This is a genomic window from Faecalibacterium duncaniae, assembly GCF_010509575.1.
Taxonomy (GTDB): domain Bacteria; phylum Bacillota; class Clostridia; order Oscillospirales; family Ruminococcaceae; genus Faecalibacterium; species Faecalibacterium duncaniae.
Genome location: NZ_CP048437.1, coordinates 2,130,036 through 2,155,742, shown reverse-complemented (window position 1 = coordinate 2,155,742; position 25,707 = coordinate 2,130,036). Strand labels below are relative to the sequence as shown.

The 25,707-nt window shown below is 48.3% G+C and carries 25 protein-coding genes and 3 pseudogenes; 1 reads left to right on the top strand and 27 read right to left on the bottom strand.

Features of this window, described 5'->3' with window-relative positions:
• Positions 1-95: 95 nt before the first annotated feature.
• From GXM22_RS10410 to GXM22_RS10300, 22 genes and pseudogenes are all read right to left on the bottom strand, one after another.
• Positions 96-665 carry a DUF6560 family protein gene (locus GXM22_RS10410; protein WP_035393633.1) on the bottom strand — a complete coding sequence of 190 codons (570 nt, stop codon included), beginning with the start codon at positions 663-665 and terminating at the stop codon, positions 96-98.
• 264 nt (positions 666-929) lie between these two features.
• Positions 930-1,220, bottom strand: coding sequence for a hypothetical protein (locus GXM22_RS10405; protein WP_005930793.1), 291 nt, complete (start codon positions 1,218-1,220; stop codon positions 930-932).
• Positions 1,198-1,446, bottom strand: a complete 249-nt coding sequence (locus GXM22_RS10400) for a hypothetical protein (protein WP_005930789.1) — start codon at positions 1,444-1,446, stop codon at positions 1,198-1,200. The genes GXM22_RS10405 and GXM22_RS10400 overlap by 23 nt, the downstream gene beginning before the upstream one ends.
• Before the next feature lie 109 nt (positions 1,447-1,555).
• Positions 1,556-1,939: a TnpV protein gene (locus tag GXM22_RS10395; RefSeq protein WP_005930786.1), complete on the bottom strand. Its 384-nt coding sequence runs from the start codon at positions 1,937-1,939 to the stop codon at positions 1,556-1,558.
• Positions 1,936-3,858 (bottom strand): recombinase family protein, encoded by a 1,923-nt coding sequence (locus GXM22_RS10390; protein WP_005930780.1) that lies wholly within the window; start codon positions 3,856-3,858, stop codon positions 1,936-1,938. The genes GXM22_RS10395 and GXM22_RS10390 overlap by 4 nt, the downstream gene beginning before the upstream one ends.
• Entirely contained in the window at positions 3,855-5,291 is a 1,437-nt protein-coding gene (locus tag GXM22_RS10385; protein WP_005930775.1) for a DNA topoisomerase, read from the bottom strand. The genes GXM22_RS10390 and GXM22_RS10385 overlap by 4 nt, the downstream gene beginning before the upstream one ends.
• A 99-nt stretch (positions 5,292-5,390) precedes the next feature.
• A complete protein-coding gene (locus GXM22_RS10380; protein WP_005930773.1) occupies positions 5,391-6,122 on the bottom strand; it encodes a DUF4366 domain-containing protein in 732 nt (243 codons plus the stop codon).
• Entirely contained in the window at positions 6,106-6,372 is a 267-nt protein-coding gene (locus GXM22_RS10375) for a DUF4315 family protein (protein WP_005930771.1), read from the bottom strand. The genes GXM22_RS10380 and GXM22_RS10375 overlap by 17 nt, the downstream gene beginning before the upstream one ends.
• A 15-nt stretch (positions 6,373-6,387) precedes the next feature.
• A complete protein-coding gene (locus tag GXM22_RS10370) occupies positions 6,388-8,121 on the bottom strand; it encodes a C40 family peptidase (RefSeq protein WP_005930769.1) in 1,734 nt (577 codons plus the stop codon).
• Entirely contained in the window at positions 8,118-10,490 is a 2,373-nt protein-coding gene (locus GXM22_RS10365; protein ID WP_005930766.1) for a VirB4-like conjugal transfer ATPase, CD1110 family, read from the bottom strand. Before GXM22_RS10365 ends, GXM22_RS10370 begins: the two co-directional genes overlap by 4 nt.
• Positions 10,462-10,797: a PrgI family protein gene (locus GXM22_RS10360; protein WP_005930764.1), complete on the bottom strand. Its 336-nt coding sequence runs from the start codon at positions 10,795-10,797 to the stop codon at positions 10,462-10,464. The genes GXM22_RS10365 and GXM22_RS10360 overlap by 29 nt, the downstream gene beginning before the upstream one ends.
• A gap of 43 nt (positions 10,798-10,840) precedes the next feature.
• Positions 10,841-11,708: pseudogene (locus tag GXM22_RS10355) on the bottom strand (VirB6/TrbL-like conjugal transfer protein, CD1112 family).
• Between the two features lie 218 nt (positions 11,709-11,926).
• A pseudogene (locus GXM22_RS10350) lies at positions 11,927-12,010 on the bottom strand (Maff2 family mobile element protein); the annotation flags it as partial.
• Positions 12,011-12,100: 90 nt separating this feature from the next.
• Positions 12,101-13,771: a recombinase family protein gene (locus tag GXM22_RS10345; RefSeq protein WP_099357301.1), complete on the bottom strand. Its 1,671-nt coding sequence runs from the start codon at positions 13,769-13,771 to the stop codon at positions 12,101-12,103.
• Entirely contained in the window at positions 13,772-13,969 is a 198-nt protein-coding gene (locus tag GXM22_RS10340) for a hypothetical protein (protein WP_005930747.1), read from the bottom strand.
• 241 nt (positions 13,970-14,210) lie between these two features.
• The gene (locus tag GXM22_RS10330) at positions 14,211-15,548 is read right to left on the bottom strand and encodes a virulence-associated E family protein (protein ID WP_099323099.1); all 1,338 of its coding nucleotides are present in this window, start codon (positions 15,546-15,548) and stop codon (positions 14,211-14,213) included.
• Positions 15,517-16,161: a CHC2 zinc finger domain-containing protein gene (locus tag GXM22_RS10325; protein WP_024729643.1), complete on the bottom strand. Its 645-nt coding sequence runs from the start codon at positions 16,159-16,161 to the stop codon at positions 15,517-15,519. The genes GXM22_RS10330 and GXM22_RS10325 overlap by 32 nt, the downstream gene beginning before the upstream one ends.
• 65 nt (positions 16,162-16,226) lie before the next feature.
• On the bottom strand, positions 16,227-17,807 hold the full coding sequence (mobQ, locus tag GXM22_RS10320) for a MobQ family relaxase (RefSeq protein ID WP_005930736.1): 1,581 nt from the start codon (positions 17,805-17,807) through the stop codon (positions 16,227-16,229).
• A gap of 181 nt (positions 17,808-17,988) precedes the next feature.
• Complete coding sequence (locus GXM22_RS10315) at positions 17,989-18,489, bottom strand: hypothetical protein (protein WP_005930729.1); 501 nt, start codon at positions 18,487-18,489, stop codon at positions 17,989-17,991.
• A 296-nt stretch (positions 18,490-18,785) separates the two neighbouring features.
• Positions 18,786-19,082 carry a DUF3847 domain-containing protein gene (locus tag GXM22_RS10310; protein WP_002594808.1) on the bottom strand — a complete coding sequence of 99 codons (297 nt, stop codon included), beginning with the start codon at positions 19,080-19,082 and terminating at the stop codon, positions 18,786-18,788.
• Positions 19,075-19,416, bottom strand: a complete 342-nt coding sequence (locus GXM22_RS10305) for a DeoR family transcriptional regulator (protein ID WP_005930726.1) — start codon at positions 19,414-19,416, stop codon at positions 19,075-19,077. Before GXM22_RS10305 ends, GXM22_RS10310 begins: the two co-directional genes overlap by 8 nt.
• Complete coding sequence (locus tag GXM22_RS10300; RefSeq protein WP_005930722.1) at positions 19,413-19,601, bottom strand: hypothetical protein; 189 nt, start codon at positions 19,599-19,601, stop codon at positions 19,413-19,415. Before GXM22_RS10300 ends, GXM22_RS10305 begins: the two co-directional genes overlap by 4 nt.
• 484 nt (positions 19,602-20,085) lie before the next feature.
• Here GXM22_RS10300 and GXM22_RS10295 point away from each other — a divergent pair, with 484 nt between their 5' ends.
• Entirely contained in the window at positions 20,086-20,892 is an 807-nt protein-coding gene (locus GXM22_RS10295) for a helix-turn-helix transcriptional regulator (protein WP_005930715.1), read from the top strand.
• A 62-nt stretch (positions 20,893-20,954) separates the two neighbouring features.
• On the opposite strand, the gene GXM22_RS10290 is transcribed toward GXM22_RS10295, so the two are convergent.
• The 5 genes and pseudogenes from GXM22_RS10290 to GXM22_RS10270 all read right to left on the bottom strand — a co-directional run.
• On the bottom strand, positions 20,955-21,917 hold the full coding sequence (locus GXM22_RS10290) for a DUF3658 domain-containing protein (RefSeq protein ID WP_035393624.1): 963 nt from the start codon (positions 21,915-21,917) through the stop codon (positions 20,955-20,957).
• Positions 21,918-21,947: 30 nt separating this feature from the next.
• Positions 21,948-22,325 carry a TnpV protein gene (locus GXM22_RS10285; RefSeq protein ID WP_005930710.1) on the bottom strand — a complete coding sequence of 126 codons (378 nt, stop codon included), beginning with the start codon at positions 22,323-22,325 and terminating at the stop codon, positions 21,948-21,950.
• A complete protein-coding gene (locus GXM22_RS10280) occupies positions 22,285-22,647 on the bottom strand; it encodes a helix-turn-helix domain-containing protein (protein WP_022742028.1) in 363 nt (120 codons plus the stop codon). Before GXM22_RS10280 ends, GXM22_RS10285 begins: the two co-directional genes overlap by 41 nt.
• Positions 22,648-22,910: 263 nt before the next feature.
• Positions 22,911-24,788, bottom strand: a complete 1,878-nt coding sequence (gene ltrA / locus GXM22_RS10275; RefSeq protein ID WP_005930708.1) for a group II intron reverse transcriptase/maturase — start codon at positions 24,786-24,788, stop codon at positions 22,911-22,913.
• 717 nt (positions 24,789-25,505) lie between these two features.
• A pseudogene (locus tag GXM22_RS10270) lies at positions 25,506-25,634 on the bottom strand (Maff2 family mobile element protein); the annotation flags it as partial.
• Positions 25,635-25,707: the final 73 nt, after the last annotated feature.

The following is a 25,707-nucleotide window of genomic DNA, read 5'->3' as shown; positions in this document are numbered from 1 at the left end:
ACGCATGATCGCTTTACGCTCAATACATCGGTTTCTTCATCTGACCTTGACGGTCATATTCAGTTGTCTAACATCGTACTGTTATAAAATCTATGTCATTTACGATTTTTCTTATGCTGATTTGCCCAGTAAGATTTTACAGGGATTCTTCTTCTTTTTATGTCCTCCATAAATTCTTCTTTGTCAATATTACTATCAATGGTAAATAATTTTTCTCCATTTACATATACACGCATAGAACCTTTCTTTCTCTCGCAATAGGTAATATCTTCAAAGTGAAAAGTTCTCTTTCTTCCAAAAGTTGAACGCCATGTGATTTCATCTCCGTTCACTTCCAGTTTCCACATAATCATGTTCAATGAGCCGATTAAAGAAACAATAAAGAAAATACTAAAACCAATTGGTGGCAATAAATCATCTTGTTGAATAGCACTGGCTACCGTAGCTCCCCCAAAAAGAAACACCGCCAATACAAAAAACATAGTAAGTACTTTTTCGGTTTTTATTATATAATGCGTCCTAATTATTCCCTTTTTCTGTTCTTCCTCTCGTTCTTTAGCTCTCTTTTGTTGAAGATTTACAAGATATTTCAAAAGAAGAAGTACAACTAAATAGGGACCTATTTGTGTAATTATATTCAAACACATTCGTAAAAAATTATTCATTTTTGCCCTCCATAGTTCCAGCTATATAAAAATGATTGTTTGAAATCGAGTATTAAAAACCTCAATTTTTCATATCTCATTATACTTCATCAACTTAAAGAATGGAAGAAAAAATTTTGTGTACAGAGTTCCTGTTCAAGCCTTGTAACGCACATTTCCGCAAAATCCATAGTCCCCGATACTTTCCTCACAGGCGATAGGCAACGGTCAAAACATCAGGTCTGCACCTGACATTTTAACCGCATATCAGCCCTGATTATCACATTATCCCTGCTGGCTGTTCAGCCCATGCTTTTTCGCATATTCGCTGGCTTTCTGTCTGCGTTCCTCACTGTAAGGCGGCAGGAAACGGATAGACAGACGGGACTTTGCCAGCTCATAAGAAACACCGCCTTGAACATTGGATTTTTCCAGTCGGCAAAGGTCAGGGTACTTCTTAGCAAAAGCAGCCAACCTCTTTTTCAATCCGGCGTTGTGGGTGTAGATATTTGCCTTGTCCTCGCCCTCATTAAAGAGAACGATTGTTTCTTTCTCAATCTTCGTCAGTCTCGTCATAGCAGCCCTCCCTATGGTTTTTCAACACACGCAGCTTGCAGTAAAAGCAGCGATACCACCTTTCAACACCCTCAGCACTCAGCTTGACGGAAAGCATATAAAACAGCTTCTTCGCCACTGGATCGGGTGCAAGGGCAGCTACCATACGCAAACGCTCGACAGTTGCTTTCAGGTTCGGACAGCCAAAGGCATAAAGGGCTTCCATTTCATTCCGGTTCATCTTCATTGTGTTTTCCTCCTTAAAGTTTGATAAATGAAAAGCGACAGACACTTCATAAGGAAATACCTGTCGCTTCGTTTACGATACAAATTTGTTGGTTTTGGACTTGATAAAATCAGCAGTAAATCATTTCCTGTCTGATGATTTCTTCGGCTCGGTTACGGATAGAGTTCATGGACTGTACCCACAACATCTGATTGTCTGCTTTCATGGTTTCGGTCACGCCCTCGGCTTGTTTCATCTGCTCAATGATAAGGCTGCACCTTTCCGTTGCCTGTTCGTCCAGGTCAGCAAGGTAAGTATGCAGTTCGCCGGATAAACAGAGGGCAGAGAACCTTGTAGGGCGGTACTGCTCCAAATATGTCCTGTGCAGTCTGCCCCACATACCGATAGGGCGGTGTTCCTCCGGTAGCTTCAAGTCCGGCACATAGTAATCGCCCACAAGAACATAGTCCAGACCGTTGCTTTTGTCATGGATTCGTGATTTCAATTCTGTCATGCTATTTTTTCTCCTTTCACTTTTTGCCGATTTGATTTGCTTGTGACGTTCTGTTCAACACACACATTGCTATCAGAACTTTTTTCTTCTGCTATACGCTCATGCTCCGCAAATTCTTTTGATTTCTCACGAATCTTTTTCATATACTTACGATTGGATTCTCGTTTTCTGCGAAGTCGTTCCGCCTCTTTTTCAGCAGCAATCCTTTCTTCCTCTGTTGGTTCATGCTGCTCCACAGGTACTTGAAATTGCCCGACATAGTTAAGATATATCTCCACCTCTGTGGTGCGGTCTGCACCTTTTCCTTGTGGCTCGTGAACCAGAATTTTGTCGATAAATTCATTTATCATGGCAGGAGTAAGTTCTGTAATATTCTCATACTTTTTAACCAGCTTTAGAAAACGCTCCACATTATTTTGACCGCCTATAATCCGTTGCATATCAGCGGTGTCAGTCTCAATAATCTTGTTCAGCTCGTTCTGCTCATTTTCATAATCAGTAAGCATACTCTGAAAAAGTCTGTCCGGCAATCTTCCAATCACATTATCTTCATAGATTTTCCTGATAAGCATATCCAGTTCGTGAACTCGCTTCTGATTTCTTTCAATGCGGTTTTTTACAGTTTCAGAAACAGCAATATCTTTCATCGCCGATTCTTCTTGCAGAGAATAAACAAACTCCCGCTCATTCAAAGAAACATAATGGCAAGTCTCCTGTATGGTTTTCAGAATGATGCTTTTAAGTGCTTTTGTTGAAATATGGTGGCAAGTACAATGTCGGTCATACTTCTGATAAGCAAGATTATATGTGGAACATTCATAACAATCTGCCGGATTGGAATAACTTGTCCTTTTTTCGCCTTTGGCAGTATAGTATATTCTTTCTCGCCCTTTCCGCTGCCTGTGATTATACATCGGCGCACCACAATCAGCACAGTAAATCTTTCCGGTCAGAACATTAGGCTCGCCCATAGGATCTGCTTTTCTTACATTCTGTCTTAACTTTTGAGCAAGCAGCCATGTTTCTTCATCGACAATAGGCTCTTGTGTATCATCAAAAACCACCCAATCTTCCTTATCTGCCCTTTTCGTCTTTTTGTCCTTATAGGAATTTTTGAATGTCCTGAAGTTGACAGTCTTTCCGATATACTCTGGTCGGGCAATCAGAGTAGTAACCTGATTTCCTCGCCACATATACGGATTTTCTTTGTCATAGTTGCTTGCATGATTTCCAAGTCCCTTTTTGCCAAGATAATAAGATGGTCTTTCAATTTTTTCTTCTGAAAGTTCTCTTGCTATCTGATAAGGTCCTTTTCCCTCAATAGTCATGCGATAAATTCTGCGGACTACTTCAGCAGCTTCTTCATCAATAATCCAATGGTCGGGGTTTTCGGGGTCTTTCAAATAGCCGTATGGTGGGATATTACTTGTATGAGCGTTGCCGGAAGAACCTCTGGATTTCAGTACAGCTTTAATTTTCTTACTTGTGTCCCTGACAAACCACTCATTCATGATATTCAGAAAAGGGGCAAACTCACTGGTTTCTTGACGGTCACTGTCAATACCATTATTGATTGCTATAAATCGAACTTCCTTTTCTCTAAACAGAATGTCAGTGAAAAAACCTACTTGCAAATGGTCTCTGCCGATTCTGGACATATCTTTGCAGATACAGGCAGTGATTTCTCCGTTTTTAACACCTTCAACAAGTCTGTTCCATGAAGGTCTGTCAAAGGTCGCTCCACTCCAACCATCATCGGTAAAATGAACAAGATTCGTAAAACCATGTTTCATAGCATAATCTTCAAGCATTTGCTTTTGATGAACTATACTGTTACTCTCTCCAGCATTATCATCATCACGAGACAGTCTTTCATACAAAGCAGTAATGCCATTGCTTTTATCTTTTTTTCTTCTCATGCTGAACTCCTTTCTTCAATTCCTATCCACTCCTTACGCTCACAAAATATCACATCGGTAAAGTGCTTCGGCGGCGAGGTCTGCCCCTCTTTCAGCTCTGCATTGAGGATGCCGCACTCGATTTCCGTTGCATTAGGCAGAGCGGCGAGTTCCTGTTTCCGGTTCAGGATATCTGCCAGCACCTTGCGCTCCACCGCTTTCCAACCTTCTTCCAGAACCTCTTTGCCCTTGGCGGTAAATTCCTCCCCGGCACATTCGGTGGTCAGCAGGGTTTCCAGATACCGGAAGGGCTTGCTGACCGCCATCAGCGTCCGGGCGATGATGAGCTTCAGGACATTCTGTTCACCCTTGGGCAGTGCCTCCAGATCGGCTTGCAGCATACTGCGGGTAGGCAGGATAGCGTGGTGGTCAGTGACTTTTTCCCGGTTGACAGTACGCCGTGTCCGGGGCGCAGGCTCGTCCACATCTGCCGGGGTAATGTCGAGAAACCTTTCCAGTTCCTCGGTCAGTTCCTCCAGCATTTCCTCGTCATCGTCGGTGATATAGCAGCTATCAGTTCTGGGATAAGTGGTAAGTTTCTTCTCATAAAGACTCTGCACATAGTCCAGCGTCTGTTGTGCGCTGTATCCCAGCAAGCGGTTAGCGTCCCGCTGAAGGGTGGTCAGGTCATACAGCGGCGGCGGATTCTCGGACTTTTCCTTGTGGGTGATGCGCTGGATCGTTGCCACCATCTCCTTTCGGCAGGCTTCCAACAGGTTCTCTGCAACGGATTTTTCAGGAATGCGGCGGCTGGATGCCGTGCAGCCGCTGGTCAGTTCCAGATCTACCGTGTAGAATTTCTCCGGGGTAAAGGCGGCAATGGCAGCTTCCCGCACCACCGTCATGGCAAGCACCGGGGTCATAACACGCCCAACTGCCAGCGGTTGACCGTACAGACACGAAAAAAGCCGGGAAGCGTTAATGCCGACCATCCAGTCGGCACGTTCCCGGCAGAGTGCTGCGTTGTACAGCGCATCGTATTCAGTTGACGGTTTGAGATGGGCAAAGCCCTCTCGGATAGCACTTTCTTCCATGCTGGACAGCCACAGACGGGAAAAGGGCTTTTTGCACCCAGCCTGCTGGTACACCAAGCGGAAAATCAGTTCTCCTTCCCGTCCAGAATCGCAACTGTTCACAATACTATCCACGTCCGGGCGGTGCATGAGCTTTTGCAGGATGCCGAATTGCTTTTTGGTGGACGCAGACACAAGATACTTCCACCTTTCCGGCAGAATGGGCAAATCTGCGATACTCCATTTGACGTATTTGGCATCGTACACATTGGGCGGTGCCAGTTCCACCAGATGACCGATACACCAACTGACGAGATAGCCGTTGCCCTCAAGGTAGCCATCCTGACGGTTGGTGGCACCGAGAACTTTGGCATAGGACATGGCAACCGATGGCTTTTCCGCTACGATCAATTTTGCGATAAAAATCCCTCCAATCTGTTTCGGATTGCAATATGTAAGGCGGCAAACGCCGCCTTAAAATCAGATGGGTTCGGTATCTTCCTCGCCGGTGTCCTCCGGCTCGTCCTCGGTGGGAATCTCAAAATCGCCCTTGTCCTCGGTGTAGTTTGCATCGGGGTCAAGGGCTTCTTTTTCTGCCTGCTTTTTCTGCTTCTGCTTCATAAAGGCGTAAATGCCGCCGCCAGCAACCAAACCGACCAGCGCCAGCACGCCTAAGAATGTGGCAGCATACTTCGTGACTTTGTTGCCGCCAGTCTGTTCAGAACCGGATGCCGCCACTTCTTCTGCGGCTTTCTTAGCTTCTTCCTCGGCTTTCAGCCTGTCCTGTTCCGCCTGTGCCGCTGCTTCCTTTTCAGCGGTATAAGCATCCGCATCTTCTTCCTCCATCAAGGTAAGCAAGTCCGCCTCATCCACCAAATTCATAAAGTGGACTGTCTGCGCCCCTTTGCTGTTCCTATCAATGACCAGATAGAAGGTGGCTCCCGACTTTGACACCAGCGTAATGAACTGCTGCCCGCTGCCATCGGAATAATTGGTGTGGTAGTCGTCTACCAGCGTCAGATTGCCCTCCGGGGTCAGGGCACCAGAGGTTTCGTCCGTGACAGTGACAACATCCTCCTCCACAACTTCCGGCAGAACCGGCTGTTCCACCGGGGCGGCTTCGCCCTCAAAGGCAAAGGCGGGAGCCGCCATGCCAGCGCACAGCGCCGCCGATACCAACAGCGCACCCAGTTTTTCAATCTTCATCTGCATCGACCTCCTTTTCAAAAGTTGCACCTACGGCAGACAGCGCAGCCGGGGTCGGGGTGGCGGTTGCAGACTGCCGCAGCAGGGCGGCAAGCTGTTCCGGCGTGACCTTTGCAGTACGCACCATCTCGTTGACCTCGGCGGAATCCTCTTCCTGAATGCGCCGTTCCAGAATCTCGATGCGATTGTTCAGCTTAATGCGGCGTTCTTTCTCTTTTTCCAGCATCGCCCGCAGCTTATCCGATTTTTCGCTCATAGTAAACCCTCCATTTCATTTTGAAAGCCGTCCGAATCCGGCAAGATACTGTTGCCAGTAGGACGAATGAATATCAGCATACTTTATGGGGTCTCCGGCACTGACCATTTTTCCGTTGCCGAGATATATTCCAACGTGGCTCATCCCCGGCGTATCATACGTTCCTTTGAAGAAAACCAAATCACCGGGCTTTGCTTCTGCCTCGCTGATGTGCTGGCTCTTGTTCCACAGGCCGTTGGCGGTGGTGCACCCCACATCATAGCCGTTCTGGTTATAAACCCAGCAGACGTAGCCGGAGCAGTCAAAGCCTGTTTCCGGGGTAGAGCCGCCCCAGACATAGGGCGTGCCCACATACTTTTGGGCTTCCTTGTAGATGGCGGCAAACTCGCTATCCGTTAAGGCTTCTGCCGGAACCTGATAATCAATACCCGGTGTGCCGGAGCCATCCGAACCACCGGGCGGCAGACCGCCGTTGAACAGATAAGGCCGACCACCCAAGGTATCCTGAAAGATCTCGTAGCGCTTCCATTGGTCGTTGTCCAGTTCCTCCCGGATGACCACTTCCAAGCCACGATTGACCAGTTTAGTGTGGAAGATGCGGTACTCATAGGGCACCTGCGTGGGAACCGGGATTCCTGCCGGGCTGATGACCCAGACCGTCTTATACCGTATCTGCACCTCCACCCATGTGGTCAACTTGTACTGTTTTTTGAAGGTCTCCTTCAACTTGCCCTGCACCTCCGACCGGGTGTAATCGTCATACAGAGTCGTGAGAAAAGAGGTCAACTGCCATGGGTCATGCTCGATAGGGTCAAGGTGATACTGGTACTCGTTGTAGCCGGGGTGGTCGGTGGGGGTGCGCTTGATTTTCTTGTCCAGTTCCTTTTCTAGCTTCTTGTAGTCTTGTTCTGCGCCCCGGATGTCTCTGTCCTCGGCAGAGTACATGGTCTGCCCGGACACCTGTGTGCCGCCGGAAAAGAGGATGCCGCAGGAAGAAAAGCCGGACATGACCATGAGGATGAGCAAAATAAAAACGCCCACGATCACCAGAACGTGCGCGCTGCTTTTGGCGGCATTCATCAGCCCCTTTACGGCGGTGCTGACGGCAGTTTTGCCTTTCTCCACCGCTTGTTCCACGCCGGACCGTGCGGCAGATACACCGTTGGATGCCGCCTTACCGCCTGCGGTCTGTGCCGCTGTGCCCGAACGGGCGGCGGCATAGTAGCTTTTGTGGATTTCTTGCCGCTGTTTCCAGCGTGAAAGCCAGTTGGAGCCGCCCTCGCCAGTGCCGGATGCGCCTGCATCTTGTGGAGCAGTCGGCTCCTGTGCAGAAGATTTTGCGGTTTTGGTTCCTTTCTTGCCCTGCATCTTGGCTTTCTTCTTGAGTTTGCGGGCATATCTGCTCTTGGAAATATCCCGGACATTTCCCGCCGCTTTTTCGCCCTCGCTCAACGCTTGCACGCCGACATTTTCATCCTCGTACTGGTCAACTTCCCGGTGCACCGCAGACCGGGCGGCATGGGCGGCGTACATTTCCCGTTTCTGCGCCTTACTCAACCGGCTCAGTTCGTCCGGGGTCAGTTCCGCCTTGCCAAACCGCAGATGCTGTGCCTTTTCCGCAGCTTTATCTGCATCAGTTTTCAGCTTTTTCTTTCTGGGCACCGACTGCTCCACCTTGGTTTTCTTCGGGGGCGAGCGGGTCTTTTGGGTTGACGTTTCCTCTTTGATGTTCAGCTTCGGATTACTCATTTCTGTGTGCCCTCCGAGATCTCGTTGAGTTTAGTCGTGAGGATACGGTAGAGTTCAAGGTCTTTCGGGAAGTGGTCAACAAAGGGCAGAATCACGTTGCCGAAGAACAGCAGCCCTTCACCTTCGCCGGAGTGGGTCACATAGGAAAGCTGATGGGGCGAGATGTTGAGTTGCTTTGCGAGAATCTGTCGGTCTCCGTTGGCCTGATTGAGCATATACACAAAGTCCGAGTTCTCGAAAATGTTCGATACTTCGGGGCTTGCCAACAGATCTTTGACGTTCTGCGTTAGGGCTGTCGGGATGCCGCCCCACTTACGGAAACGCTTCCAAATCTCCACAGAATAAGCGGCAGTCTGTTCCTCTTTCAGCAAAAGGTGGAACTCGTCTGCATAGTACCGGGTGGATTTTCCGGCACTGCGGTTGGCGGTAACGCGCCCCCACACGGCATCCTGCACGATGAGCATTCCCAGCTTTTTCAGCTGCTTGCCCAGCTGCTTGATGTCGAAGCAGACGATGCGGTTGTGGATGTCCACGTTGGTGTGGTGGTTGAAGATGTTCAAAGAACCCTTGACGTAAATCTCCAATGCCGCCGCCACATGGCGGGCTTCCGGTTCGTCCTGCGTCAGCAGAGCGTTGTACAGATCTTCCAGCAGGGGCATATTTTCCGGGGTGGGATTCTCGAAATACTTGCGGTAGACCACATGAACACAGCGGTCAATGACCGTCTTTTCCACAGGTTGCAAGCCCTCTTTTCCGCCTACCACCAGTTCACACAGCGAAAGAATAAAGTCCGCTTTCAGAGCCAGCGGATTGTCCTCCTCGCTGTAATTGCTGTTGATGTCCATGGGGTTGATATACTGAGTGCTGGCAGGGCCGATGTGGATAACCTGCCCATGCAGACGCTCCACCAGCGGAGCGTATTCTGCTTCCGGGTCGCAGATGATAATATCATCGTCCGTCACCAGAAAAGCGTTGGTGATTTCACGCTTTGCACTGAAGGACTTGCCGGAACCGGGAGTGCCCAGAATCAGACCGTTGGGGTTCTTCAGCTTCTTCCGGTCCACCATGATAAGGTTGTTGGACAGGGCGTTCAGGCCGTAATACAGGCTTTCCTTACCGGACTGGTACAGTTCCTGCGTGGTAAAGGGAATGAAAATGGCCGTACTGCTGGTAGTAAGGCCGCGCTGAATCTCAATCTGATTATCGGCCAGCGGCAGAGAGGACATAAGCCCCTGTTCCTGCTGGTAATCCAAGCGGCACAGATTGCAGTTGTGCTTCTGTGCGATGGAGCTTGCCTGAAAGACATTGTTTTCCAGTTCCTGTTCGGTACGCCCGGTGTTCAGCACGAGGAATGTCACCAAAAACATTCGCTCGTTCTGGCTCTGCAATTCCTTCAGCAGGGCTTTTGCATCTCTGCCGTAGGTTGCCAAATCCGACGGAATGATGTCAATATCATATCCGGCACGGATTGCCTTCTTCTGTTCCTCGATCTTGCTGCGATCCAGTTCGGTGATGGTGCGCTTCACGGTCTTAATGGCACGGTTCTGGTCAACAGACTGGATGTGCATGGTGACGATCTGGGACGAATCCATGTCCAGAAAGTCCTTCAGCAGCTGGTCGCTGATGTCGGATGCCGTGATGCTCAGAAAACTGGCGGCGCAGTAGATGCCGCCCATCTGGAATGTCCGGGAGTTTTTGAAGGCAAAGGCGGTAGGCGCAATAGCATCCTTCACCGAAAGCCCACTTTTTACGAGGTCTTTCCAGTCGAAGTGAAACTTGGATGCGCCGTCCATGTTGAACATATCGTGCATGAGTTTCAGTCGCTGGACACCATTCAGGGGCTTTGCCTGCACACCCAGCCGGTGGAAGTTGTTCAGCAGATCGTTTTGGATGTGGTCGAGCCGGGGCTTGATCTGCGCCATGCTTTCACCCTCCACACCAAAGGTGATAAATTTGGTCTTGGTCAGACCATTATTGCCCTTGGCAAGCTGCTGGCGCAGCATCTGGGAATACTCCGCACGAACATCATCGAAACCGTCCTTCTGGAACGGAATGCGGATACTCTTTTCAAACTCGGTGCTGTCCGTTGCCATGTTCACAAAGGACAGTTCAAACTTGATGGAACTGTCGAAAAAATTGAGGAATGAACACCATTCCTCAAAAATCGCAGTCTTATCCTCCTGCTGCGCCAACTGATAATTGATATCCTGATAGGCAATCGTCCGAGTATAATAGTTCGGCTTCACCCGGCAAGTGCCATCCTCAAACATCCGCTGCATGGGGATGGACTGCTGTGCCGTGTGAGGAATAGCGGGTTTCGGCGGCGTTTTCTTGCCGCCTTTATCGGTCTTTTTCCAAAACGGAATCATGGTTCATGCCTCCTTTCATGAGCAGCGCATAGTAATTTTCGGTCTTATAAGGCCGGATTTTCGGGCGCAGGAATCGCGCCCGGACATAATATGACAGCAGCTTTTCCAGCGGCTGACCATTTTTCTCGTACATACCGAGAAAAAAAGCCGGGAGCATAACTGCCATCATGCCAAGGGTAGCGGCAGAGTTGCCGCCGGAATCCCGGAGCAAAAAGAAAAGCGGCACTCCAATCAGTGCCGCCGTTCCGAAGCAGATGAGCTGCCGCTTTGTCAGGTTGAAAGCCACTTTTGACTTCACCTTGGTCAAATCGCGAGGAACAGAAATATACGCAGCCAATAAAGCACCCCCTTTAATGCGCTCCGAGAACAGATTTCGTCACGGAGCTGGTTTTGAACAGACTGAAACAGAGCAGGACGGTGTAGCCGACAATGCCCCAGATCGAATTGATGGCATCGCCGGAAATCGCCACATTCTGAATCAACACGGCATAGATGGCCACGCAGATGAGGATGAGAAAGCCCTGAAATCCCAGCGCAAACAAGCATTTCAGATAGTTCTGTCCCATGTGGCTCTGTTCATGGTTGCCCCATGTTGCCATGGGAATCGGCGCAAGGCTCACCATACAGTAGATCTCAATCATGCGTCCGTACACAATGACGAAAATCACGGTTGAGAGGATTCTCATGGTGATGCCGATGAAGAAGCTCTGCAAAAAAAAGCCCGAAGAGTGGACCGACATCCATTTGCATCAGACTGGCTTCCAGCATCGACAGGCCGATTTCATTGACGCGAGTATTGCCCGCAATAATGCCGCTGGAATCGGACACGACTTTCTGCGTCAGGTCAAAGACTGCCATCACAATATCGAACGTGTTGGAGATGAACCATACTGAAACAGCGGTCTTGAAAATCCAGCGCATAATAAGTGCTGGCTCAAACTGCGCCATGTTGTTATGCTGGGTTATCATTTCAATCAGTTCGTAACAGGCGATAAATGTGAGGATAATGCCCGCAATCGGCAGAACCACGTTCCGGGAGAGCGATTCGATCATCGCAAAAACGCGTGGTTCAAAGGCCGATGGCCGTGTGCCGACCTGTTGCGCAATGTCACCGACCTGCTCATTTACGGCATCGAACAGCCCGGACAGGTTTGACATGATGCCAGCCGTCAGGATACCCTTTATCCAATCGGCTATGGCTTTGAGAACGGTTTCCATTCAGCAGTCACCGTCCTTTAGGTGAAGTGGTTGATAAGGGTCTTGAGAAGGTTCAGAACAAAAATAATGTGGGTCAGAAGCTGCATAATAGCACCGCCTTTCGTTGATGGGTGGATGGTCTTGCAGCAATTCACTTCCTATTATAATAGGGGCTGTTATCCACAGCGAGGATTGAAGCGATTGCGTATGTACAGGCGGAATAAATCCGCCCGCTGTTCTTAACCGAACAGGCCGCTCAGCAGAGGAATCAGGGTAATGCCGACCAGCGCGACACCGCCGCCAGCCATGAGCTGTTTTATCCCCAATTAGGTGTAAAACTCTGCTCGATGGCGGGCGGCGGCGTACAAAAAATCTATATGGTATTTTTAAGAGAACCGTCCCGGCGGGACAGGTCAGGCAGTGACCTGTTCCACCTCCGGGATGGGTTTGAGATTAAAATGAATTTCGATAGAAATGTGTCTTGTTTTATCTTCGTCAATGCGCTCATGCACGACGATTTCTTTGATTAAGCGGTTAAGGGTGGCTGCGTCCAGCTCTGTGATGTTGGCGTATTCCTGAATGGCTTCCACCCATTGTTTTGCATCATTGGCAAGCTGGACTTCATCGGACAGCCGCTTTCTGCCCTCGGACACTTTTGTTTTAAGCTCCGTCTGCTCGGTCTGTGTCTTTTCCAGCATGGTGTTGAAATTCTGTTCACTGATACGCCCTGCAATCATATCCTCATAAAGCCGCATTACCATTTTGTCCAGAATCTCAATCCGTTCCTCGTCCCTTGTAAGGGAGCGTTCCATTGCTTCCCGCTGTTCCCGCTGCTCGGCTTCACAGGTATTGGTCAAGCGGTCGGCAACCGCTTCCCCGTCCATCAGGGCAGCTCTGGCACATTCCCGGATTTTCCGCAGCACATGGCTGTAAAGGGTGTCATAGTCAATCCGATGCTGGGTGCAGTGGTTCTTTCCAAAGGCATTGTAGGTCTTGCAGGAATAAATCTGCTGAGGATGTTTTGCGTTTGTGTAGCGTACCGTCAGCGACTTCCCACACTCGCCGCATTTTATCAGTCCGGCAAACAGGCTGATTTCATTGGTCTGCCCCGGACGCTGGCGGGATTTCAGCTTATTCTGCACAATGTCAAAGCTCATGCGGTCAATCAGCGGTTCATGCTGCCCCTCCACCACAATCCAGTCCTCCGGCTTCTTTTCCCCAATCGTGCCGATTTTGAAACGGTAGTCCTTTTTCTGGGAAGCAATCGCCCCGGTGTAGACGGGATTCATCAAAAGGTCTTTGATAACGGAGAAGTCCCACATATACCGTCCTTTTTCTGGGTCTTTCTTTTCCCATTTGGTTCGGGTGTTGCGAAGCCCCCGTTCCCGGTTCCACCATGTGGGGCAGGGGATTTTTTCTTCCTCCAGCCGTCTGCGGATATAGTTCGGACCATGACCGTTCAGGGCATATCCGAAAATCAGTCGCACAATCGGGGCGGTTTCCTCGTCAATGAGCAGATGGTTTTTGTCCTCCGGGTCTTTCCGATACCCAAACGGGGCAAGACACCCGGTAAACTGTCCTTTCTGCGCTTTCAGAAGATAAGAGGAATGGACTTTCTTGGAAATATCCTTGCTGTACATCTCGTTCAGGATATTCTTGAACGGGGCAATATCGTTGTTATCCCGCAGGGTGTCGATACCGTCATTCATGGCGATATAGCGGACACCGTTTCTTGGGAAAAAGTCCTCAATCAAATGCCCGGTTTGCAGATAGTTCCGCCCCAGTCGGCTGAGGTCTTTCGTGATGACAAGGTTGATTTGCCTGCGCTCAATGGCTCTCAACATTCTCTGTAAATCAGGACGCTCCATATTAAGACCTGTGAAACCATCGTCCTGATAGACTGCCACAACCTCCCATCCCTGCTTTTCGCAGTATTTTTCCAGCATATCACGCTGGTTTGCGATACTGGCACTTTCGCCTTGCAGGTCATCGTCCTTTGACAGCCTGCAATAGACCGCCGCACGATAGCCCCCGGCAAGTGCCGAACCGATTGTTCTGTATTCCATTTCGTTCATCATAGCCATTTACCCACACAATCCAGACGGTATCTGGCTCTTTTGAACCTCATCTTCATTATAGTCTATATCTTTCTTTTTAGCAAGATATTCTTTTGTATTTGTCTTTCCGTATTTCTGGGAAATCAGGCTGACGAATACATCGGTTGCGTCCAGTTCCCCGTCAAACACAGTAGTCACATGAATCTCTGTTTTGTTTTTTGCCATAGGCAGTTATCCTCCATACATGAAAATAGCCAGACAGAGGGTGTCGGCAACGAAGTCCGACAACGGGCTTCAAAAGACCTTGCAAACAATCTCAATCTGGCGATGGTTACTATTTATACTTTTCTTTTATTTTTCTGTTGTTTTGGTTGTCATAAGGGAGAAACGCCCGGAAATAAGGGGTTTTCTCCGGCAACCGGCTCGGCAACGGGATAGCAACAGGGGGTGCAACGGGCTGTCATTTTCAGAATGGAAGCTCCATCTGTTCTGTGACCTCCACAAAGCCATCCATTGCTTTTTCAGACGGGTTGCATAAGTCCGTTGCCGGGTTTTCACGCTCCCAGCCCTTTTGTCTGCCGTATTCGGAAAACATTCTTGGATTCGGGAAGTACCGCCAGCGGTCAATGCATTGGTTCATAATCTCGTTGATTTCCCGTATTTCCCATTGCTTCGGCTCGTCAAAGGCATGGTTCAAAGCTTCCTTGTAGAGCTGCTTGGAGCAGACCATGCTCCCGGTGTACCTATCAAGATACGCCTGTATCATTCCGGCTTTGGTGTCCTCCGGCATAAAATCTCGCTGGTGTTCTTTGAGATACCGCTGCATGTCGGGGCTGAAAGCCAGCTTGAACCTGCCGCTTCGGTAAATCTCCATCGCTTCCGCCCACATCTGCTCGATATAGGCTCTGGAAGCAGCTTCGTCCTCCAAAATGTGAACCTCGGCTTGCTCCGGGTACACCATGACGGGGATAAAGCGGCGGTTGCCGGAACGGTCAAGGGGAAGAAAATCAAGGGCATTGGAAGTGCCGCCAAACACGCACTGACGGGGGCGGTCTGCCGGGTGGGTTTCATAGGGTATCTTGTAAACCTCTTTCTGCCGGCTTAAAAATGACTTGATTTCCTCAATGCTCTTGGCGTTGGCGGTTGCCATCATTTCCGACATTTCGATAATCCAGTGACCTTGCAGCTTGCGGTACACATTGTCATCGTCCAACTTCCGCAAATCATCGGAGAACCACTCGTCCCGGACTGCCAGCAGACGGAAGAAGGTGGACTTGCCAGCCCCCTGACCGCCTACCAGACAGAGCATGATTTCAAATTTGCATCCCGGCTGAAAGGCTCGTGAGATTGCACCCAGCAGGAACAGCTTCAACGCTTCATAGGTGTAATCGTCTGCGTCAGCCCCCAGAAAGTGCCGCAGGCAGAAACGGATTCGCTCTGTCCCGTCCCACACAAGGGTATTGAGATAGTCCCGGATGGGATGGTACTTGTTTTCATTCGCCACAATCCCGATGGCGTTATCAATCTTCTTCTCATTGGTAAGCCCGTAGGTTTCTTCCAGATAGAGAAGCAGATACTTCATGTCCGTATCGTTCAGGGCGGTGCTTTCCCTGTGGAAGCCGATGGGCTTTATGATGTCCTTGCGGTCGGTCAGGATGTTGTATGCGATAGCCCCGGAAAGCAGAGGGTCACGCTGGAATACGGTCAGGCAGTTCCGTATGCTCTGGCGGACACCGCCTTTCTCGGTGGTTTCCAGCCCCGCCTTGATTTCCTCAATGCTCTGGGGCGGCTGCATGGCGTTCATGGTGTTTTTTAGTTCTTGCTGCGTCTGCGGCTGCAAGCTCTGCCATTCGCTGTTCAAGCTGTATCACATCCTTTCCGTAGTCCGCAATCAAAGCCGCTTTTTCCTCTGTCTCCCCGAACAGCAGCACATCCAGCAGATATTCCACATGGGCTTGCTTTTGTAAGGCTTCCACAAACCGGGGATGAAAGGCTTCCTCTGGGGAGTGCGGGGCATATTCCGTTCTCCATGCCATAAGCAAGTGGAGATAATCGGCAAGGATACGGAAGCAGCGGTTCTTTGCTTCCTGAAACTGTTCCTCCGGGGATTTCTGCCGGGGCTTGGGCTTTTTTGCCTTTCCCGGCGGTTTCCAGTCCTCATAGGAAAGCCCAAAGTCATTTGCCAGTTGTACGGCGGCTTCTTTCTTTCCCAGCCCATACAGGGCGGCGGCAAAATCAATCACATCCCCATCCGCACCGCAGCCGAAGCAGTGGTAACGCCGATCCAGCTTCATGCTTGGGGTTTTATCATTATGGAACGGGCAGCAAGCCATCCCGTTCCGACCTACATGGATTCCATAATGCTCCGCAGCCTGTCTTGTTGTGACGGACTGCTTCACAGCTTCAAATACATTCAAATCTATCCCTCCTTGAAAATAAGAAAAGCACCTGACATTCTCTGATTGAAAATGGCAAGTGCCTGTTAAAGTTCCATATCCTGTTGTCTGTGTTTCGCCTGTGCCGGGGCGGTTCTTTGAGCCTTTTTCTCGTCTGCCTTATCCTGCAAGACTTCCTTGATGGGCTGCTTCTTAGGCGGCTCTTTACTTTCCTCTGTGCCGGGTGTGGCTTTCCGTACCCAGTAGCGGATGTCCCGCAGCTTCTTCAAATCCTCCTGTACCTCGGTCAGTGGTACTTTCAACTCTGCGATTTCTTCCAGAAGCGTTTCCTGCTCCTCTTGCAGCTCCTTTTGGGTACTGTCCTTATCATCTGGGTGCTTGGCAAGGTGGGTGGCGGCTTTTTCATACCGGGCAACCTCCGAGTGTTCCTGTTTGAATTTCTCCTTTGTTTTCTTAAAAAATATCTTCTGGTACTTCTCATAGACAGGCTTACATTCCTTGCAGTCTGTCCGGCTGGCAAGAATCCCGTCAATCACTTTGCTTCGGGCTTCCTTTGGCTTCATCTGATTGCGGTAATCTGCGGCTGATTTCCCGGAAGATTCCAGAAATGCTTCTAAGTCCTCCACAGTGGAAAGCCCCTTTTGCTGGAGATAGGACAGGGCTTCGCTGACTGCATTTAAGTCCTGTGAAGTCCCCCGATTTTGTCCAGACCTCGTCCAGTCCTTCCGTTCTTCCTTTCGTATCTCCATATATTTCATCAGTAGATTGGGAAGAAGTGTCGCTTCCTCCGCCGCCTTTTGTGCAAGCAGTTCTTTCCGTTTTTCTCCCAGCTCGGTAATCCAGCCTTTGAGGTTTTGGATAAGCTGCCGGATGGACTTCATCAGGCGGTTGGCGGCTCTGATTTCCCGGTTCAGGTTGCCGATGTTCGTCTGGATACCCCGCTTTTCCATCTGCCGGACAGCAGCTCCCTCATGGACAGTAGGGATAATATCAAGCCCCTGTCTGGCATAAGAACGCAAGTCCACACGCTCTGGGCGGTCATTGGCTTCCAGATAGCGGTTCTGGATGACCTCCCATTCATGCCGCCAGATTTCGCAATACTTCTGGTCGTTCCAATCCACCGTATCCTCCTTGTGGCTTTTCCATCTGCCGGACGGAAGTTTTATCCGTTCCCCGTTTTCGTCAAGGTCATAAACCTTGCGGCTCTTGGGAAGCCATTTTCCATGTTCGTCCATTGCCCTCATAGTGAGCATGACATGGGCGTGGGGATTGTGTCCCGGCGGATGGGGGTCATGGATTGCAAAATCAGCAATCATGCCTTTGGAAACAAACTGCTGCTCACAAAACTCCCGGACAAGGACAGCATACTGGTCGGGCGGTATCTCTCTGGGGATGGTAAGCACCCACCGCCTTGCAAGCTGGGAGTTCCATTGTTTTTCCACCGCTTCGGCGGCGTTCCATAAGGTATTACGGTCTGCATACTCCGGCGGGGCATTTGCTGGGAGCAGAATCTCATTGTGGACGATACCACGCTTTTCCGGGTAGTGCTTCACTTGCTGGTCGTATTCACAGAACAGCTTTTCGCCGCTTTGGTAAGCAGCGGCGGCAACCGCAGACTGTCGCTGGCTGCGCTGAACAATCGTGATTTCGTTGTGTGGGCAGGGCATTTCGTGTCCCTCCTTTCGGTAATTGGTGGATGGGGTGGCGTTTTACCACCTCATTTTGGCAGAAAAAAAGCAGGAGACCTTTTTCAGATTTCCTGCTCGGTGTGCCGCTATGTGGGCGGCGGGTATTTAATTGTAAAAGTTCGGGGCAAGTTGACCCGATGTGAAGCTGACAAACTTGAATTTATTTTGGCAAATCATCTTCCGCTTTAAAATTCACATTACTGCCATCGATCGAGATTGTGATCGTGTAGTTATAGATTATACCATCTTCTGTTTCCAGCTTAAATGTTACCGCACCACCTCCGAGATACTGAAAATCAGGTTCGTCAGACATTCTTGCATATGTGCCATACTGTTGAAAGTATCCGTCTGCATCAAAGAACGCAACATTGCTTGATTGCTCCTTATCGTTCCGGAAGAGTACTGCACCAACACGGTCACTGGCATGATCTGGAATTAAAACACAGTCTATGTATTCCCAATCTGTTTCTTGCACAAGAGAGAACATAGACACAATATCTTGTTCAGACCAGATTTTTCCTCCATTCAGATTACTGATATCTGTATTCTGAACCGGATTGCTGGCAGAATCTGATGTTTCTGGCATGGCGTCTTTGCTGCTACAGGCGGACATTCCTAATACACAAACCGTCATGAAAATAAAAAGCAATGCTCTCTTCATATGAATACCTCCTCAAATTCCGATTTGTTGTCATCTCCATTATACTTCATCGCCTATCGAAAAGATAGCGTATTTTATGAAACTTGTCGGCTGGGAACAGCTTGCACCGCAAGGTGTCCCCAACAGGCAAGTCCACAAAAGGGTAGCTGGCGGCAGCCAGCGCAGGGGAAGTGTAGCGTCCCCTGTATGATTTGGAGCAGACCATGACTGCGGAAAATCACAGCCCTCCGGCGAGGAGCCTTCGGAGAACGCAATGCACCAACCTCTGGGTGGTGTATAATTGCGCCCTTAGTAAACTAAGGGGTTTCCGGCTTCTCCCGTTCCAGCAGTTTTTTCAATAGTTCCTGCGTGTCCTGCCTGTGAAAAATGAGTTTCAACAACAGCATGACATCATCATCTGTCAGGCGTTCCGGCTCTTGCAGAAAACTTTCCAGCATACCGCCACGAGTACAGAGCCGGTGCGTCCGTTCCTTTCGGGTAAGCTGCTTTAACTGGTGCTGCAATGCCTTTTCATCATTGATGGCTTTCCGCAGTTTCTTTTCGCTTTTCTCCAACTCCCGATTGAGTTTTTCCAGCTTTGAAGTATCAGGCAAGGGCAGCGTCCTCCTTTCCCGGTATCAGCACATAAATCCTGTTTGGTTCTCCAACGCCCTGACGCACCCGCATGATAAGTCCGGCGTTTTCCAGTTCATTCAAAGAACGCTTGACCGTCATAGAGCTGCGGGACAGGACTGCGGCAATGGCTGTGACAGGGAAGCAGACAAACAGGATTCCGTTCTCGTCCTCCTGCCCATTGGAGAGCATAGCGTCCAACATCCGGCAGTACATGACCTTTGCGGTGCTGCTGACTGGAAACCCTGTCAACGCTCTTGGAAAAGCCATACAGGGCGGCAATGGTGTGTCTATCGTCATAAATTCAAAATTCATTCGGTGTGTTCCTCCTTTTTCTTTGCTCGTTTGGATAAATAACGGGGGCAGTCAATCACAACCGCCCGGAAGCTCTGCCTGCACCCATGCTGGCATTTCCGGCATAATTCGTTGTAAGTGACACGCCCCCGGTCATTGAGGTAAAAAGAAAGCTCATGCTTCCTCTTTTTGCTCATTCTCGGCATATTGCGCTTCCTCCCGTTTTCGTGTATGGTTTCGGGGCGATTTTCGGCAAAATTACAGCCATAGAGCCGCCTAAAATCTCCCGAAGTATCAGCGATAGGGTAGACTATCCCCCTATCAGATTGTCGTGTTTCGGTATCATTTCGGTGTCAGTTCGCCAGTTCTCCCCGGTGTCGTTCCTCCCCTGAATCTCACAGCGGCGTATCGCTCCCTTTGGTATGCTCGTTTCGGTCAGGGTTCCTCCACATCCCTGCCAAAAGTCATGGCACTACATCGCCGGGGAAGCATATCCCACACAGGCTGGTCATTCGATTGGAATAATCCATCGATGAACTACCTGTATCATAGAACATTTTTGTGCCTCGTGCGGTATGTCCACAAAGTAGGAATTAAGGGCAAAAATCAAAAATTTCCACGATTGCGGAATTGATATGGTATAATCAATTCAACGGTTATATATGTTGTCAAAAAGGGGGAACTGCTTCAATGAACGGAGCTACTACAATACAGGAACGGCTAAAAGATTTACGATTAAACAAAGGATTAAAACTGGAAGAACTGGCTGAGCAAACGGGTATTTCAAAATCGGCTCTTGGCAGTTATGAAAAAGACGACTATAAGGAAATCAATCATGGCAACCTTATCCTGCTGGCAGATTTTTATGGGGTGTCCCTCGATTATCTCTTTTGCCGGACAGAGAACCGGGCGGAGATCAACACGCCATTAAGGGAGCTGCATTTGAGCGATGAAATGGTAGCACTTCTGAAAAGTGGTCGGATTAACAACCGTCTGCTGTGCGAACTTGCCACACATAAGGATTTTATCAAGTTTCTTGCGGATATTGAGATTTATGTGGATGGGATTGCCACCATGCAGATTCAGAACCTCAATGCCCTTGTCGATACCGTCCGGCATGAAATCATTGAACGGTATCGCCCTGGCGAAGACGACCCCCATTTGAAAGTGTTGCAAGCCGCCCATATCAGTGATGATGAGTATTTCAGTCAGATGGTACGGGATGACCTCAATCTCATTATCCGGGATATTCGGGAAGCTCACAAAAAGGACAGCGAGAGTGCACCCCAGACCACCGTTGCTGATGAACTGAAAGAAAATCTGGAAGCGGTCGAAAATTTCAAGGGCAGCCGGGATGAAAAGCTCGTTGTACTTTACTGCAAGCAGCTCGGTATCAACTATAAAAATCTGTCAGACGAAGAATTTCGCTGGCTGATTCGGATTCTCAAAAAATCAAAGAAAATGGGAACGCCTATCAGCCAGAGGAAAAAACGATAAAGAAAAACCGCTGTTGCATGGTTGGGATGCCTTCCATGTAGCAGCGGTTCTTACTGTGGTTATTATTTCATTCGTTTTCTTAATATCCGGCGATAATTTGTTTCTCCCTTTGGTGCGTCCTGTATAATTTCCAACACACCATCTTCAAGCATTTTATCAATGCGATTGGAAATCCATACATCACTAATTCCAAGTTGATATTTTCCTAAAACATTACCTATGACAATAGCCATTTTGAATTGTTCTGGCTGTTCCGCAATTTCACGAAGAATGAAACTATCATATATATCTTCTGAAACGCTTTGCAATTTACCATTTAACATTGCACGCAAAGGTGCATTTTCATTTTGAAGTTGATTCCATTTCATAGCGCAAGCTGAAAGAAATACAGGCTCAGCTTTCTCTTGTAGAGTTATATAATTTCCCCATTCGCCAGGAGACACCTCACCCCATGATATTTTAGATGTCATAGCATTTTCTTTTCCATATTCCCATGTAGGTAATTTAACCAAATAAATTGTTGTCTGACAGTTTAATGGTCGAAGTTGTTTCATAAGCCAGTACATACCGCAAAGTTCATCCGGATTATAGCTATACCAAATGCGAACTTCTTCCCCAGCTACATATCGTTCAATAACTGAGGACAATGTAGTTTTAATTTTCTGTATTTTTTCTTCAACCTGATAATCTAAATCCTCTACAAACCAGACAGACAGCATTTTCTTGAGAACATTTTTCCTCTGTTCGCCAATTTCATTATCAGAAATATCTCCCACACTAAGAGCCATATCAAAACAATAAACATCACTGCTCTTGCCTCCCAATGGAATAGCATTTTCCCAAGCAATACATTCTTGTTCTTGTGCTTGAAGTTGTGCTTCTTTCATTTCATTTGAAGATGGAACACTCCCGTTTTCGTGCCTTATAAATACCGAAATTGCACTTCCTCTATATTTTCCCCTGCCGTAAGTTTGGGCAATTTTCAAACTTCCACAGGCACTCTCACTAAATACAATTTCAACCATCTGATATACCTCCGATTTAATTGCTCCTGTTTATGAATAAATCATCTCATGCAAAACAATTTCTTCTGCCCGGTTATGGATGTTATTACATCGTTGTACCCATTCCATTTGACAGGTACGCTTTAATTCCTCTGTCACGCCCTCGGTAGCTTTCATCTGCTCCATAATAGTGTCTAACCGTTCCTGTGCCTGTTCGTTCAGGTCTGCAAGATATGTCCACAATTCTCCGGTCAGTATCAATGTATTCAATCTGACTGGGTGGACTTCTCTTAAATATTCCCGGTGCATCCGTCCGTACTTTCCGATAGGGCGGTGTTCCTCCGGCAGTTTCAAGTCCGGGATGTAGTAATCTCCGACAAGGATATAATCAATTCCGTTTTCCGTTATTCTTGGTTTCAATTCGCTCATGTTCCTTACCTCCTGTGGAAGCAGGCTCGTCTGGTACTAACTCAATCACATCGGTAATCTCACAATTCAGCGTTTCGCAGATACGGGCTAATGTATCCATGCTGATGTGCTTTCCCTCTTTGCTCATGTTGGCAATCATATTTGTTGTCATACCAGCGGCAAGCCTTAAATCCTCTTTTCTCATATCACGCTCTAACAGTGTGTGCCAGAGTGGTTTATAGCTGATGTGCATATTGTTTTCCTGCCTTTCTATCCATACCACCGGGGCGGCTGCCCCGGCAGGAACTTTTCTCTTATTATAACACCAATCTTGTGAAATCACAATTTATTCTTGTAACCTGCCGCTGATACCGTCTGGATTGTGCTTTTCCTTTCTTTTTGTTACCTTTAATTAGCCATGAACTGCTTTATACCCTGACTCTTGCTGCCGGATAGCCATAGGTAAGTCTTTGATATAATCTCCAACTTTTCCCCGGCTCCACACCGTGCGTGCAGCTTTCACCGCACACGGCGTTCCATCGAATTCAGTTGCACAGGGCTTGCAATACAACTTACACACTTCGTAGCTTGAACAAGAAAAGATTTTTAATCAATCAAAGGCATTTCTGCCATCTCACGAAACTTATTCAGCTTTAAAATTTGCGTACTATCGAGATTGAGAAGATTCAGGTAAAACTTTATGGTAGCCATGTCAGAAGCATGGATAAGTTTGTGGACTGGAGCCGATATAAGAACGAGGTTTCCGTATTCATCTGTGCCGCCTTTCGCAATAGGTTTCCTGTGGTGACAGTGGATTTCATGGGCTTCCATGATTGAACCTGTCACTGCACATTTTCCATGCTGCGCTGCATACAGAGATATGCGATTATCTGCGTATTCTATCGACCTACCCTGCACAGGGTTTCGCATCAGCCAAAGCATCGTCTTAGTGTCGATGTTCAGATTCTTGTGAATCAGTTCCCGACCTTCTGGCGTATACTTGTTGACCGATTTCCTTTTGTGCTGGGCATTTCTGCTCTGAACATATCCAATAGGAACTACTGGCCGTCCATGCAGAAATCGCAGTTGACTGCTTTTTCCATACTTTTCTTTTATATAGCCCTTTTTCAGTTCACCTTTGCGTGTCAGGTCGTTCCGCAGACGATTGTGCATCTGCTTTTTGAACCCATAAGCCAGCTTTCCGAAGTCCTCAGAAACAGCCGTTGCAATGCAGTAATACTGGTGTATTCCTGCCACCACAGCATTGTAGGTCATCAGTTGCATGAACTGAGCCTTATCATCTGCCGAGTGTTCCAGCTTTTTCACTTCTTCCGTGAGCTTCTTTTGAACCTTCTTGTACGCTTTGTCGCACATATGCGATTTTACAACGTACTTGTTGCTGCGCTTTTGCACTTTCAGCTTAAAACCAAGGAATTCTGAATACTGCCGTTTCAGATTAACAATTCTCGATTTCTCCGGGCTAACATCCAGCCCCAACCGATCTTTCAACCATTTGGCTGTTGCATGATATGCCTTTACTGCATCCTCATGGGATGAGCAAAAAATCTTGAAATCGTCCGCATACCGAACCGAGTGCATTTCTTTCAGATTACTGCGCCGCAATGCCCGATAGACGTGGCTTTTTATTTCTGCACCTGAACGATTCTGCCGTATCGTGAACTCCGTTCTGGTCGGCATATTTTCCCATTGGGATGCAATCCACCAGTCCAGTTCGTTCAGCACGATATTAGCCAGCAGTGGAGAAAGAATTCCGCCCTGCGGCGTACCCTTGGTTGGGTAAATCTTTTTACCATTCGGCAGGATAACAGAGGCTTTTAGCATCTGTTTTATAATGCACAGCAGTTTCTTATCCCGAATACCAAGTGACCATATTTGCCGTATCAGCTTTGTGTGATTGATATTGTCGAAGAAGCCTTTAATGTCAAGGTCTACTACATGGTACAGGTGTTGTACCTGAATCAACCTGCAACACTGTGCAATGGCAGTTTCGGCGGAGCGATTTGGGCGAAATCCGTTAGAATTTTCACTGAACTTCGCTTCGCAGATTGGCTCCATGACTTGCAATATACATTGCTGCACGATACGGTCTGAGATTGCCGGAATCCCCAGTGGTCTGGTTTTCCCATTATCCTTTGGTATTTCCTCACGCCTTACTGGGCGAGGATGGTAATTACTGAATTTCTTCTTTACAAGGCGGACATACTCATCCTCGCTTAATTTTGCGAGATTTCGTATTGTCTTCTTATCTACACCCGGCGTTTTACTTCCATGGTTCCTTTTGATAGTTCGGTATGCCAGTTTAATGTTTTCTTCACTCTCAATGATTGCCATGAGGTGATTGAATGTTTTGCCATTCCTGCTTTCCGCATACAACGTATCAAAGATGGATTCCATGCCGTAGTATTCCGAGTTTCGGATTTTTCCTTGCTTCTTTTCTCGCCGCTCCGAAGTCAACACAGGCATCCTCTCCTTTCGGGTTGGATTTTCTTAGTCTTACTCGAAGCTGTGTTTGTTGTATCTTGATGTTACTTTCACTGAATTCGACTTGTGGCCTTCCCTCCACCGCTTACTTTTTCACGGTTTCACAGGTACTACGCCACTACTTTCACTGAAACAAAGAATGGTTATTGCCCTCTCACGAAGGTATTCCCATCCACCATCTCACAGCCTTGCAACAGGCTAAATGTTTTCAGCTTCCTGCGTTCCGATATTTCTATCATGGGCCACCTTTAGGTTCTTCCTCTAAGCCTGTACTCAATTCTTTCCGAATCGTGCCGCCTGTAACGGCACATGGACTTTCATAACAACCATTCTTACTCATCCACGAATACCTCCATATAAGGAGTACCACCATTTCGATGGTATCAACGTTTAGACTTGTACATTCAGAAGTTCGTCAGTATTTCCATACATACTAACCATGGGCGGCTGACACCCGGCATATCCGATGCACCGTCCACCTCTGGACAGCTTTCGGCTCTGACCTTGCGGCCAGAACTACGACATCTTTCTGCCGACTTCACCGAGCTTCTGACAATCGGCGGTTGCGCGCCTATGCCAGTCGGAGTATCAGTGTGGACGCTTCGGGGCGTTACTCCCTCATTTCATCCATCGAAATATCAGTTCTCCAAGATTCTGGACTTCTTTAGTCCTTCAACTTGTGCCTGACCTTTTCAGTCAGGAACGCATCGCACGGTTATCGTTGCCATAACCTTCCAGCAGGTTAATGGCACCCCAAACGCCGAGGCCAGCACCCAGAGCGACAACCAGAGTCTGAAGAACTTCGATAGCAGAGTTAAAGAATTCCATAGTCGTTTCTCCTTTATAATTGAAAACTTGTAGACCGTCCGTACACACCTGAAGCCATAATAGTTGAGCCGCA